At 54.4% G+C, this 13,842-nt stretch carries 11 protein-coding genes; 9 read left to right on the forward strand and 2 right to left on the reverse strand.

The annotated features are described in order from the left end of the window. Positions 1-9 precede the first annotated feature (9 nt). The 5 genes from ACTU3N_RS08205 to ACTU3N_RS08225 all read left to right on the forward strand — a co-directional run bounded on the left by ACTU3N_RS08205 (position 10) and on the right by ACTU3N_RS08225 (position 4,950). The gene (locus ACTU3N_RS08205) at positions 10-1,152 is read left to right on the forward strand and encodes a phosphoribosyltransferase domain-containing protein (protein WP_443085638.1); all 1,143 of its coding nucleotides are present in this window, start codon (positions 10-12) and stop codon (positions 1,150-1,152) included. Then, the gene (locus tag ACTU3N_RS08210) at positions 1,145-1,918 is read left to right on the forward strand and encodes a hypothetical protein (RefSeq protein WP_443085639.1); all 774 of its coding nucleotides are present in this window, start codon (positions 1,145-1,147) and stop codon (positions 1,916-1,918) included. The genes ACTU3N_RS08205 and ACTU3N_RS08210 overlap by 8 nt, the downstream gene beginning before the upstream one ends. 1 nt (position 1,919) lies before the next feature. Then, on the forward strand, positions 1,920-2,999 hold the full coding sequence (locus ACTU3N_RS08215; protein WP_443085640.1) for a cysteine protease StiP family protein: 1,080 nt from the start codon (positions 1,920-1,922) through the stop codon (positions 2,997-2,999). Then, positions 2,999-3,955 (forward strand): HpcH/HpaI aldolase/citrate lyase family protein, encoded by a 957-nt coding sequence (locus ACTU3N_RS08220; RefSeq protein WP_443085641.1) that lies wholly within the window; start codon positions 2,999-3,001, stop codon positions 3,953-3,955. Before ACTU3N_RS08215 ends, ACTU3N_RS08220 begins: the two co-directional genes overlap by 1 nt. 554 nt (positions 3,956-4,509) lie before the next feature. Beyond that, positions 4,510-4,950 (forward strand): hypothetical protein, encoded by a 441-nt coding sequence (locus tag ACTU3N_RS08225; RefSeq protein ID WP_443085642.1) that lies wholly within the window; start codon positions 4,510-4,512, stop codon positions 4,948-4,950. A gap of 22 nt (positions 4,951-4,972) precedes the next feature. Here the strand turns inward: ACTU3N_RS08225 and ACTU3N_RS08230 are convergent, their stop codons facing one another. After that, complete coding sequence (locus ACTU3N_RS08230; RefSeq protein WP_443085643.1) at positions 4,973-5,815, reverse strand: alpha/beta fold hydrolase; 843 nt, start codon at positions 5,813-5,815, stop codon at positions 4,973-4,975. A gap of 192 nt (positions 5,816-6,007) precedes the next feature. On the opposite strand from ACTU3N_RS08230, the gene ACTU3N_RS08235 reads away from it, so the two are divergent. The 3 genes from ACTU3N_RS08235 (at position 6,008) to ACTU3N_RS08245 (ending at position 10,429) form a co-directional block, all read left to right on the forward strand. Then, entirely contained in the window at positions 6,008-8,689 is a 2,682-nt protein-coding gene (locus ACTU3N_RS08235; RefSeq protein ID WP_443085644.1) for an autotransporter domain-containing protein, read from the forward strand. A gap of 103 nt (positions 8,690-8,792) precedes the next feature. Then, positions 8,793-9,404, forward strand: a complete 612-nt coding sequence (locus ACTU3N_RS08240) for a DUF2238 domain-containing protein (protein ID WP_443085645.1) — start codon at positions 8,793-8,795, stop codon at positions 9,402-9,404. A 74-nt stretch (positions 9,405-9,478) separates the two neighbouring features. Next, positions 9,479-10,429, forward strand: coding sequence for a nickel/cobalt transporter (locus ACTU3N_RS08245; RefSeq protein ID WP_443085646.1), 951 nt, complete (start codon positions 9,479-9,481; stop codon positions 10,427-10,429). Between the two features lie 51 nt (positions 10,430-10,480). Here the strand turns inward: ACTU3N_RS08245 and proP are convergent, their stop codons facing one another. Further along, positions 10,481-11,983 carry a glycine betaine/L-proline transporter ProP gene (gene proP, locus ACTU3N_RS08250; protein WP_443085647.1) on the reverse strand — a complete coding sequence of 501 codons (1,503 nt, stop codon included), beginning with the start codon at positions 11,981-11,983 and terminating at the stop codon, positions 10,481-10,483. Between the two features lie 709 nt (positions 11,984-12,692). Here proP and kdgT point away from each other — a divergent pair. Next, positions 12,693-13,691 carry a 2-keto-3-deoxygluconate transporter gene (gene kdgT, locus ACTU3N_RS08255; protein ID WP_443085648.1) on the forward strand — a complete coding sequence of 333 codons (999 nt, stop codon included), beginning with the start codon at positions 12,693-12,695 and terminating at the stop codon, positions 13,689-13,691. Positions 13,692-13,842 lie beyond the last annotated feature (151 nt).

The raw sequence follows: 13,842 nt of genomic DNA on the forward strand, positions 1-13,842 counted from the left end.
GGCCGAATCATGTCGTTAATAAACGAAGGAACTGTTTATCGTCGTACGCTTTCCTGCGGCACAATTCAGGTCACCCGCCGCCAGGGCATTTATCCGCTGGATGAGTTATTTGATATTGCAGAGAGGCGTAACCCCAAACGCGCCTTCCTTTTTGTCAGTAAAGTGCTGGGCAGGCATATTCCGGTGCCTCCGTCAGCCATGCGGCAAATCTACCGCCAGCTTGCCAGCCAGTTCCCTGCCACGCTTGCCGGGCCGGTTCTGTGTATTGGTATGGCAGAAACAGCGGTAGGTCTTGGTGCCGGTGTGTTTGATGAACTCAGGCAGCAGCACCCCGACGCCCTCTATTTGACCTCAACGCGCCATCCCGTCGAGGGTGAATTGCTGTGCGAATTTAAAGAAGAGCATAGCCACGCTACCGATCATCTGATCTATCTTCCTGACTCAGCGGGGATGCGCCGCAGGGTTCGCGAGGCTCGCACGCTTGTGCTTGTCGATGACGAAGCCACCACGGGAAACACCTTCGCCAATCTGCTGTCGGCGCTACAGAGCACGGGGAAGCTTGAGCAGTTGGAGCAGGTTTTTGCCGTGACGCTTACCGACTGGAGCGCGGATGCGCTGCCCGGGCGTTGCGCGCTTCCCGTTACCGCAATTTCGCTGGTCAGCGGTCACTGGCAGTGGGAACCTGCGCCCGACGCACCCGTACCTGTTATGCCGTCGGTGAATGTAACATCCCGTGGCGCGGTACCGATCACCGGCAAACAATCCTGGGGGCGGCTTGGCATGAGCGCGCCAGCGGGTGATTTAGGCCGCCATATTTCCGCCGCGCCCGCAGAGCGCATTCTGGTTCTTGGCACCGGCGAATTTGTCTGGGAACCGTTCCTGCTCGCTGAGCGGCTCGAAGCTCAGGGCGCGAGCGTTCTTTATAGCTCGACGACCCGCTCACCTATCGCAACAGGTTTTGCCATCCAGTCAGCCATTGCTTTTACGGATAATTATGGCCTCGGCATTCCTAACTTTGTTTATAACGTGGCCCACCAGCGCTTTGATCGGGTCCTGCTTTGCACAGAAACCCCGGCAGACAGCGTGGATAGTCATCTGCTGCAAGCACTGGCAGACGTTGCGCCTGTTGTGGAGGTTGTGACGTATGAATAAACCCGTTGTTCTGAGCGATTTAGATGACACGCTGTTTCAGACGCGGCGAAAAATGGTGAACGAACTGGCCGTTGAGCCTTTTCGCACCGGCGCGCTGGACAGAAGCCTGGCGCCGCGCAGTTTTATGACCGAAGAGCAGTCAATGCTGGTGGACTGGCTGCTGGAGCAGGCCGAGCTTATCCCGGTAACGGCCCGTGGCACCGAAGAGATAAGCCGGGTGCAGATCCCTTTTCGCTCATGGGCCATTACCACCCACGGCGCGGTCATTCTCACGCCTGCGGGTACGCCGGATGAGGCGTGGAAGGCGCATATGCTCCGGGAGCTTGCGCCTTATAAAGAGAGCCTGTTTTCCATGCAGCGCGCCATCACAGACATGATGGCGGCCAGAGGTATCAACGCGTGGGCGCGCCTGAATTTTGAGTACGACGGCGAGCCGGTTTACCTGGTGATGAAGCACCGGGACAGCACGCGTCTTGCTGAGCTTTATGCCATCGCCGACGAAATAGAAACCCTTTTCACCACACACGACTTCTATATTCACCGCAATGGCAACAATGTGGCCTGGCTGCCTCTGCCGGTTGAAAAAGGTCATGCCGTCAGTTGGTTACTCGATAAGCTGCGCGCTGAACGCGGCGTTTTCCCGGTAATTGGCCTGGGCGACAGCCTGAGCGATCATCGGTTTATGAAACTGTGCAGCTGGTTCGGTATGCCGCGCCAGAGCCAGTTTGCGCAGGCCCTTTTACAGCATATTTTTAAAGAGGCATAGGATGCAGCAATTCACCCCTTTTTCGGGTTCCTACTTACCTGAAGATGTGCAATTTTTACTCAAACCCGTGGTCATGGAAATGACACCCGTGGATCGCAAAGAGGCGCTGATCCAGTCCGGAGAAAAGCACTACTCGGAGATGCTAAGCCAGGAACCCGCCCCGACGCCGTGGCACCTCGATCTTTTTTCACGCGCGCTGGACAGAGGTGCTGCAAGGCTTGCAAAAGAGGTGATGCAACTGGCGCGCGCGCTGGCAGAGTATTTCGGCAACGAGCCGGTGATTTTAACCAGCCTTGTCAGAGCCGGTGTTCCGCTGGGCGTCATGTTGCACCAGGCGCTGCGGGAGATGGGGAAAACGTCTTTCCATTACGGCATCAGCATTATCCGTGACCGGGGAATCGACACCACGGCGCTGGAGTGGATTGAAAGCCACCACGGCACGAAAGGCATCGTGTTTGTCGATGGCTGGACCGGGAAAGGTGCCATCACCGGTGAGCTGGCGCGCGCGCTGAAAGGTCGTGAAGGCTACCCGGAACAGCCGCGCCTCGTGGTGCTGGCTGACCCTTGCGGTTGCTCATGGCTGGCGGCAAGCGATGACGACTGGCTGATCCCGTTCGGGATTATGGGCGCGCCGGTGTCCGGGCTGATTTCTCGCTCCGTATGGTCTGCGCAAGGGTTGCATGGCTGTGTGGTCTGCGATCACCTGCGTGAATATGAGTGCAGCCGAAAGTTGGTAGATACCGTTGCGCATTATCGCCAGAATCTTTCCCACACGGTACCCGAAGCGCTGGCGTGGGACAGCGAAGCCAATGCAGGCCTGTGGCAAAAAAGCCGCGATGTTATCGCTTATCTGGCGAAAAACTATGCCGTCGACAGCATCAATCGTATTAAACCCGGCATTGCAGAAGCGACCCGGGCAGTGTTACGCCGCGTGCCTGAACATGTTTTCGTGCGTTCGGTTGACGACCCGGATGTCGCGCTGCTGGTGGGGCTTGCCAGAGAAAAAGGCATCGCGGTCACCGAGCTTGGCAACATCCTGGGCCAGTACAGGGCTGCAACAATCATAAAAAAGGTAAATTGATGAACAAACGCCACTCGCCATGGAACCTGGGGGCCACGCTCTATATGCCTGCAACCCGCAGCGACATCCCTGCGGTGATTATGCACGGCCAGATCCCAGGGCTGCGCTCGCTGGTTATTTGCCTTGAAGATGCGGTAAGCGAGAGCGATCTTCCTTCTGCTCTGCACAATCTTGAGCAGCTGTTGCGGGAACTGAATCAGGTATTGCAGATCAATGGGAAAGCCGACTGGCCGCTGGTGTTCATTCGCCCCCGGCATACGGAAATGGGTAAATGGCTGACTGAACATTTTGACCTGAGCGCAATCGACGGTTTCGTGCTGCCCAAGTTCACCCTTAGCTCGCTGCCGGTGTGGTGGGAAATCATGAGGGATACGCATTTATGCCTGATGCCGACGCTTGAAACAGAAGAGGTGTTTGATGTGGTGCAAATGCGTGAGCTGGCAACCGCGCTGGTTGAACACCCTTGCCATAAGCGAATCATTGCATTGCGTATCGGCGGCAACGACTTGATGAATGTGGTGTCATTGCGCCGTCCGCGCCATCTGACGCTCTACGACAGCCCGATGGGTTACGTTATCAAAATGCTGGTTTCCGTCTTTGCCCCGCGTAATTTCGCGCTGACCGCGCCTGTCTGTGAGCATATTGACGATCACGCGGTGATGGCGAAAGAGCTGGCGCTGGATATGGCCCACGGCCTGGTGGGCAAAACTGCGATTCACCCCGGCCAGATTGATATTATCGAAAGGGCGCTGATGGTCACCCCCGGCGAACATTCGGATGCCCTGCGAATTCTCAACTCCACCCAGGCTGTATTTAAATCTCAGGGCGCAATGTGTGAACCGGCGACCCATCGTCGCTGGGCTGCGGGGATTCTGGAGCGCGCGCGTATTTATGGTCTGCAGAATGAGCACGGCCCGGAAGGTATCAGACTGATGCCAATGTCGCAGCATAATTAAACCAGGCATAATGGAATGCAGATTTCGTAATGCAAAGAATATTCTTGCGCTGACACGCATTAATTTACGTTAAAACCAAGCTTAACGTTAAATTGAGGCAATTCACTGTCTGGTATAGCGCTTATTTACCTGCGATTGAGATTTTTCCCGGTAGAGTACCGAAAAACGAAACTGAACGGCAGGGCAGGTATGCACCGATCGCAATGCGAAACAGATGCACGGCATATTAACAGAAGGCGGTTTCGCCTGGCCTGTATTGTTCGCCGTGCGCTACCCTTTGCTAATGGGGTGGAATCAGAATTTACCCACAGGCTCGTTAAGCGAAGAGAATACGTTATGCAGGAATATATCCTTTCCTGTACATTCAACCGCAGGCGAAAGACGTCCATACACTTTGCTGGCCCTGAGCACGCGGGTTTTGTTGATGTTCCCGGCAAACACATCGTTATGCGAAAAATGCGCTCAACGTATATTTTTCAGGCTATTGAACCCTTCACTTCTACTGCAGGCAGTAACTGACGATGCAATTAAATACCAGACAGGCCCGAATATATATGCTTGCCAACTTACTGGGCACCGGCAAGCCTGTTCCCGCCGCCGATATAATACATAGTCTGGATTGCTCAGAACCTACCCTGACACGGGCGCTGAAAGAACTCAGAGACGCCTATTCTGCCCAAATAAAATACAGCAAAGCAGGTCATTCTTATCAGCTGGTTAATCCAGGACAGCTGGATAAAAAAACATTGCGCCGGATGAACGAAGCGCTTGCGTTAAACGCAGAACTTAAAACCAGTGAAACCGGCGGCAGGGTATTTCTCGATAAAGATAAAAAGACCCCGGTCTCTTTATCACTGCGTATGAGGGTGCTGAGGAAAATTGATCGCCTGGCGGATCTGAGCGGTACGTCACGCAGCGAAGCCGTAGAAAAAATAGCTGAACGGGTGCTGGACGATCTGATCAGGGAACATAAAGCCCAAAAGGCCGCACGCTAAGAGCGGCAGCCTGCCCGCGTCGTTACTCATCACACCCCGGCACTTTTGCCAGTAGCTGAGGCCAGCGTGCGGCCCAGTCGCTGCCGTGCTGCATCCCCGCCACCTGCTCAACACGCGTACAGCGCGTTCCGGCCACTCGCTGATAACGTTTAGCAACCGACACCGGCACGACGCGGTCTTGCGTACCGCTGAAATGGATTTGTGGCAGCGACGCAAGCCGCGCAGCCACATCAATAGCACTGGTCGCCTTCGGCATCGCGCTCACGTTATGCAGCTGATTCACAAACGCAACATCAAGATTCCCGGCTACGGTTCGTAGCGACACCACGTCATGGCGGCGCGCGGCAAGCTGGGCGGCAAGGGTCGCACCTCCGCTGTATCCCACCAGCTCCAGCGACACCCCCGGCATACGGCGGGTAAACTGGCTCAACGCTTCATCCATCGCCGCGATAACCGGCAGCGAAAAACGCTCATCCGTCCACCATTTTACGCTGCATTCGGTCGGCAGCGGCGGGCCGGTATACTGGCAAGGGCGCGCCAGGTAGAGCACATTGGCCGAGGGATCGGCTGCGGCAAGCAGCAAACCCACAGGGTTATGCGGCGTCGGGTCCGTCGACGGCTGGCTGCGCGTCACCCAGGCAAAGCCATCGCCTTCTATATACACCCGCAAAACTTTCGCCGACGTGCCAGTTTTACTTAAGGTGCGTAGCAGAAAAGATTGTGTTTGCAAGTCACTTTCAACAAAACCAGCACGTTTAGATAACTCTCTGGCGTGGGTTCGGGCATCCTGGTGAGCGCATCCTGCTGCTAAAAACATCAATACTATCAATAACCCCACGCCGCATTGTTTAAAGTATCTAATCATTATTTATCTCATTATTAGCAAGTTACGTAATTTCTTCGCTGTAATATCAAGCAGCAATTAAGAAATAATTAAGCAACACTTATTGTTTTTTGCAACCAGATGTATATGCTGCCCTTGAATGAGATTCGGAATAATCCGAACAACATTTACACCTGTTTTTAACGCAACACCAGATAATCGCAATGGTATAACATGAAGAAATCGCGTCTTAGCCAGCATGGATCACTGCTGGTGGCTATCTCTGCGCAAGGATTGCTCGCCCCCTACGCTCTCGCAGCGCCCGCAAGCGAAACAATCAGCACAGCTGTTAGCAATGGGCGTGCTTATTCAACCACCTGGGACAATGTGCATATCACCGATCAGGGTTCCCTGACGGCAGCAACATCCAGTCCTGCATTGCAGGTATCCTCCGCCGGAAACCTGGGTACGCTGGATAACGACGGCACCCTGTTCGGCACCGGCAGCTATGGGTTATATAACACCGGAACCATCGGCACGCTGGATAACGCAGGTGTGATTACCGGTGACAGCGGCTTTGGGGCCGTGTTTTTAAACAATGTCAGCCGGGTGGATTCGCTGATTAACAGCGGCACTATCGGCAACCTGGGCGGCACAACGACCATGGCGTTCGGCGTGTATAACGGCGGCACGCTGAACACGCTAACCAACACCTCGACCGGGGTGATTAACGCGCGTATCGCGCTGTATAACGGCGGAATAATCGATAGCCTGACGAACGATGGCGTCATCACCAATGCCAATAACACGGGCAGCGGTATGGGCACAATTTATAACAACGGCACCATTCACACGCTGGTTAACAGCGGAACCATTGAAGCCACCAATACCGACAGCACGCTGGCGGGAACAGCGGCCATCCGTAACCAGGGCAAAATCGATACGCTGACCAATACCGGCAATATTATCGGCGCGAAATATGGCATCTACGCGGATAATTCACAGAGCACCATCGGTGAGCTTATCAACAGCGGGTTGATCCGTGCACCGCAGGCCATCATGCTGAACAATAGCCTGCCCGACACGGCGCTACATATCACCAACACCGGGACGATCGCCGGGAATATCACCTCCTTCAATAATCAGCCGCTGACCATTTCTGGCGGTGCCGGGAACATCGGCAGACTGACCGGCTATAGCGGCACTAAAGGTATTATCCAGACCAATGGTAGCGACATCATCTTCCGTTCTGGCGCATTAATACTGAACGATGACCTGCGCACGGGCGGCGCGACCGTGGTGGCTGATTCGGCAGTGCTGCTGGTGGACAACACACTGAATATTGATGGTAATTATCAGCAAAATGCAGACGCCGCGCTGATGATAGGAGTCGGAGACTATGCCTCCGCCACGGGCAACACCCTTACCGACTCGGGTTATGGCCGCCTGGTCGTGACAGGCTCCGCCAATGTGGATAAAGGCTCAAGCGTTTATCTGTCACGCGCGGGAAAAACCTATCAGTTTGCCGCCGGGCAGCGCTATGTGGTGATTGATGCCGCCAGCGCAAACACCCATTACAACGCCGGATCGCTCACCTATAAAGTGACAGGCTATAGCGGCACCGTTAAAGGGAGCCAGTATGATGACGGAACCCGCAGCGCACTGGTTCTGAGCCTTGGTGATGAATCTGCGGCAGCCGATCCGGTGAAAGCCATCAATCCTGTTACCGCAACGCCGGGTATGCCTGTTACGCCAGACGTACCGGCCAAAAGCCAGCAGCGCCGGGCGACAACCCCAACGGCCACGGCGGCACTGGGCGGCCTGACGCAATACTCAGGGATTTCACCGCAATTGCTGGAGCTTTACAACGCGTCGCTGGCGATTGCCAGCCAGGACGAAGCCAACCGCGCCGGTGAAAGCCTCTCTGCCAGCCAGAACATCAATGCCAGCGCGGCAAACAGCACCGCAATCACCAAAGCAATGACCGTGGTCGGCACGCACATGAACAACGTGCGTAACCCACAAACCGCCGGGATTAGCGGCGTCGCAACGGGAGATGACTACAGCAGCAACTGGATTGTCTGGGGCCAGCCTTTCGGTGGCCTGGCGCGCCAGGGCAGCACTGACAGTGTGAGCGGTTACAATGCAAAATTCGCGGGCCTGCTGCTTGGTGCGGATCGTGCGCTGGGAGATAACTGGCGCGCTGGTGCGGCGGTCAACTTCAGCAACACGTCCGTTGCCGGGAAAGACAACCTGAACAACAGCAAAACGATCGCGGATAACTACGGCATCATTGGTTACGCGGGCTATACCGGCAATCCGTGGTATCTGAACCTCTCCGCAGGCCTGAACCGCCAGAACTACACCTCCAGCCGCCAGGCCGATTTTACCGGGTTTGCCGGTCGCGCTCATGGCAAGTACAACGGTCAGTCCGTCACGCTGCAAAGCGAGGTGGGGTATCCGTTTACGCTGCCGGGCGAGGTGGTACTGACGCCGCTTGCCAGCCTGACGTACGGCTATCAGCATATTGATGGTTACCAGGAAACCGGCGGCAACGGTATGGCGCTGGATGTGAAACGCACGCATAACCAGTCGGTGCAGAGCGAAATCGGCACCCGTATTGAAAAAAGCGTCGCCACGCGACTGGGTAATCTGACGCCGTTTGCGCAGGTTTCATGGATTCACCAGTACGATAACCGCCGCATAAGCAGCACCGCGAGCTATGTTGCCGACACCATTGGCGAGACGCAATTCACCACCAAAGGCGCTTCGCCAGTGAAGGATATGGCAGGCGTCGCTATCGGCAGCACGCTGTATGATGCCAACAACCTGAGCCTTGATGCACGCTACGATTTGCAGGCGGGCGAGCGCTATCAGGCGCATACGTTTAGCCTGCGCGTACGCAAAACGTTTTAATTCCCGCACACGGGGGCTGTCTGGCCCCCGCTTTCCCGCTTCTGCCGATTGTTTTTTCTCATTTTCCGACCGATAGTTATCTTTTTTGTACAGGGATGATTGTATGGTTAACCCTCTTCCTCGCCGCGCGTTGTACGCCGGAGCGCTCTTCTTATTACTGATGCTCATTTATACCGGTCTGTTTACCCAGAATCGCGACACCTGGCTTATGGAAACGCTACCGGTCATGATTGTGTTGCCGCTGCTGCTGGCAACCTGGCGGCGCTACCCGCTGACTTCTCTGCTTTATGTGCTGATTTTCCTGCACGCCATCATTTTGATCATTGGTGGTATGTATACCTACGCCAAAGTGCCGATCGGTTTTGAGGTGCAGCACTGGTTCGATTTAAGCCGTAACCCCTACGACAAACTCGGCCATTTCTTCCAGGGTTTGGTGCCAGCACTGGCGGCGCGGGAAATTTTGTTACGCGGAAATTATGTGCGCGGCGGCAAAATGCTCGACTTTATTGTCTGCTGTATCGCGATGGCGATTAGCGCCACGTATGAATTAATTGAGTGGTGGGCCGCGCTTGTGATGGGGCAAGGCGCGGATGAGTTTCTCGGCACCCAGGGCGATCCGTGGGATACGCAATCCGACATGTTCTGCGCCCTGCTCGGCGCGCTGACCACGGTGTTCGTGCTGGGGCGCTGGCATAAACATTTGCTCGAACAATAAATCCAGGCGGGCACTGGAGCGCGCCTGGATAGCCGCCTATACTCCGGGCATTATCCCTCAACACCGGTACGTTTATGACCACGCAACGTCTCGCCCGCGACTGGCGCGTACCCGGCGCTATCGTGTTGCTGGCGCTGTTATGCGCTGCGGCGCTCGCGCTTCATACGCACCGGGGCGCGTTTTTGCAGTGGTGCCTGGCCGCGCAAATTACGCTCCATCGCTATCTGGTGATGTATCTGTTGCAGCTGAATAACCATCAGTACAGCGGCGGATTGTGGTTACTGACCGGCGCGTTCTTTTATGGTGTGCTGCACGCCATTGGCCCGGGGCACGGCAAATTTATTGTCGCCACCTATCTCAGCACCAATAAAGAGAGCCAGACAGCAGCGCGCGTGATCCCTTTTGTCGGCAGCTTGATGCAGGGCGTCAGCGCTATCTTGTTCGTCTTTATTCTTGCGGTTGGCTTTAACCTCGCGTCCGGCTCGCTTAGCGAAAGCCGCTGGTATGTGGAGAAGATAAGCGCCGTGCTGATTGGCGGTTTTGGCGCATACCTTGCCTGGCACGCCGCGAAAAGCATAAAACCGCGCAAGCTGACTATCCGCACACTGTCTGCGCGGCATCAGCATGGCGCGGCGTGCGGCTGTGGGCATCACGGCGTCGGGCGCGAAAGCCAGGGCGACTGGAAAACGCGCCTTGGCGTGATCCTGGCCATTGGCGCGCGCCCGTGCAGCGGCGCAATCATGATTTTACTGTTTTCTAACGCGCTGGGTATTGTGACATGGGGTATCGCCGCAGTGATGACGATGGCATTCGGCACGGCGCTATCGATTGTGGGTCTGTCGCTGGCGGTGCGCTATGCCCGCAACCGTACCGCCACCTTTTTTGCTGGCGAAGCACAGTTTGGCTGGCTGGTTCCTGTGTTAAAAATGGCCGGTGGCATCGCGCTGATGCTATTTGCGCTGGTGCTGTTTTTAACCGTGATCCCGGTGAGCGCCAATGGGGACTATATCGCCGCAGGCTGCTGACAGAAACGCAAAAAAAAAGACCCTTGCGGGTCTTTTCACGGTAATAACGTGTTATTCGTTGATTTTCGGGTGCTGATCCACCAGGCGTGAGCGTTTGGCCTGAAGCTCCGCAATCTCAGCATCAAGATCTTCAATCTTCTGCTCAATATTGTCGTGGTGCTCCTGCAAGATTTCCCGCGCTTCCTGGATGTCCGACGCAGCCGGGGTCGCCCCTTTCAGCGGCAGATTCGCCGTCTCTTTCATCGTAAGGCCGGTAATCAAACCAATTACCGCCACCACCATCAGATAATAAGCAGGCATTAACAGGTTGCCGCTGCTCTCCACCAGCCAGGCGGTGAGCGTTGGCGTCAGACCGGCAATCAAAATAGATATGTTAAACGCACTCGCCAGCGCACTATAGCGGATATGCGTCGGGAACATCGCCGGGAGCGTAGAGGCCATCACACCGGTAAAGCAGTTGAGAACCACCGCCAGCATCAACAGCCCCGCAAAAATCAGGCCGATGACATTGCTGTTAATCATAATAAATGCCGGAATGACCAACGCGAACAGCGCCACGCTGCCTAATATAACAAACGGACGACGACCGAAACGGTCACTCAGCAGGCCCATCACCGGCTGCACAAACAGCATACCAAGCATGATAGCGATGATTATCATCACCCCATGATCTTCTGAGTAGTGCAGGTTGTGCGACAGGTAGCTTGGCATATACGTCAGCAGCATGTAATAGGTCACGTTGGTGGAAATCACCAGACCAATACAGGTCAGTAATGAACGCCAGTGTTTCGTCGCGATCTCTTTAAAGGAGACTTTCGGCCCTTCCTGTAGCCCTTCACGATCGCCCTGCTCCAGTTTCTCGACATGCTGCTGGAACGCAGGCGTCTCTTCTAGAGCGTGGCGCAAATACAGGCCGATGACGCCCAGCGGCAGCGCCAGGAAGAACGGGATACGCCATCCCCAGTCAAGGAAGTTCGCTTCACCCACGACCGTCGAGAGCAGCACCACAACCCCCGCGCCCAGCACAAAGCCCGCGATAGAACCGAAGTCCAGCCAGCTGCCCATAAACCCGCGTTTTCGGTCCGGGGAGTATTCAGCTACAAAGATTGATGCGCCGGTGTATTCGCCTCCGACGGAGAAGCCCTGCGCCATCTTACAAAGCAGCAGCAGGATCGGCGCCCAGATACCAATCGTTTCATACGATGGAATAAGGCCAATACAGAATGTACTTATCGACATAATAACAATAGTAATGGCGAGGATTTTTTGTCGCCCGTACTTATCGCCCAACATGCCGAAAAACAGACCGCCCAGCGGGCGTATTAAGAAAGGAACAGAGAACGTACCGAGCGCAGCTATCATTTGTACGCTGGGGTTTGCATCGGGGAAGAAGACCTTGCCAAGCGCGTAGGCCACAAAGCCGTAGACGCCGAAATCAAACCACTCCATTGCATTACCCAGTGAAGCGGCGGTTATTGCTTTACGTAGCTTGGCATCATCAATAATCGTGACATCCCGCAACGTAATCGGTTTAACTTTTTTCCGTTTTAGCATTCCTTATTATTCCTCTTTAGCGCTCGCCCTGAATCGTCCCGGTACTGTTTATTTATGCGGACGTTTTAACGGTTCTTGAGCCTTCATATTCAAGCGTAGCAGGTTTACTTACACCGGCTAATGCCTGCCGGTACAACCGAACCTGTTGACGCCTGTTTCGCTGTCAAAAAGCACTTTTACCCTAACAGGGTTTCAAAATGTGATCAAATTCACATAGTTTTACCTGTTGATAGTCACCCTGTTTTTCACCCGCGCGGCGCATTTTTTACAACGCCTTGATCGCGCAACATAATGTCCTTAAAGAAACTGCGGCTTATTACCCATAAAGAAAAATCTTAAACAGGTAAAATCATTATCAGGCCTGATTTTGTAACCTGCGTGATTATATTCATGTCACTCTCCAGCCTATTATTCATTTACAACTCATTTACAGCTCACTTAATTAAATAAACATTGCAGGTTTTTCCTCGAAATATGTGACGAAGATAACTAAAACACTGTTTTATTTTCATTGAATCAATATTCCATCGATCGCATGATAGCCGCATAAACAGCAGCGTTAAGGAACGTCCAGCGCCATCCGGTAACACGCGCTTAGGGAAGTGGACAATCAATGCTCTGACTCGGTAAGAATTAACTATTTGAAAATATTAAATATTAATTTTGAGCTTTCCTCGTTCATGCAAATGACGAGAAGTGAGGATGCATAATGAAAATTAAGGCCACGATTGAACGAATCCCTGGCGGGATGATGCTTATCCCGCTGTTATTAGGCGCAATCCTGAATACCCTGGCACCGGATACCGGAAATTATTTCGGGTCATTTACTAAAGGAATGATCACCGGCACTGTACCGATTCTGGCTGTATGGTTCTTCTGTATCGGCGCGTCAATTGATTTGCGGGCAACCGGAACGGTTTTACGTAAGTCCGGTACGCTGGTTATTACCAAAATAGCTGTCGCATGGGTTGTCGCGATGATCGCCGCAACCTTTATCCCGGATACCGGTATTCAGACCGGCTTCTTTGCCGGGCTTTCGGTGCTGGCGATTGTATCGGCAATGGATATGACCAACGGCGGGCTCTATGCGAGCCTGATGAACCAGTACGGCAGCAAAGAAGAGTCGGGCGCATTCGTGCTGATGTCGCTGGAATCCGGCCCATTGATGACCATGGTCATCCTCGGAAGCGCCGGTCTTGCCACGTTTGAACCGCACCATTTTATCGGTGCCGTGCTGCCGTTCCTGGTGGGTTTTGCGCTGGGTAACCTCGACCATGACCTGCGGGCGTTCTTCAGTAAAGCAACGCCGGTATTGATTCCGTTCTTCGGCTTTGCGCTGGGTAACACCATTAATTTAAGCGTGATTATGGATACCGGGCTGCTGGGCATTTTCCTCGGCGTGGCGGTGATTTTCATCACCGGTATTCCGCTGATTATCGCCGACCGGGTCATCGGCGGTGGTAACGGTACGGCAGGGGTTGCGGCGTCTTCGGCAGCCGGAGCGGCGGTCGCGAACCCGGTGATTATTGCGCAAATTAACCCGGCGTTTGAACCCGTCGCGGCGTCCGCTACGGCACTGGTTGCCGCAAGCGTCATCGTCACGGCAATTCTGGTGCCGATAATTACGGCGCTCTATGCAAAACGCTTCGGCAACGTCGAGCAAACGCAGGATGCCGACGAAGCGCAGGCCGAATCGACCAGCCATTAACCGCGCGCAAAAAAGCCCCTTTTATGGACTGCACCCCAAAAGTTGGACACCCAACTGACTGAGGTGCAGTTTTTTATGAGTAGTCGTAAATTTTCACTTGAGCTACGGCTTGCTGCCGTACAACATTATCTTTCCGGTAAAGATGGTTTTC

The organism is Vagococcus sp. WN89Y, from assembly GCF_052220145.1.
Classification (GTDB): domain Bacteria; phylum Pseudomonadota; class Gammaproteobacteria; order Enterobacterales; family Enterobacteriaceae; genus Kosakonia.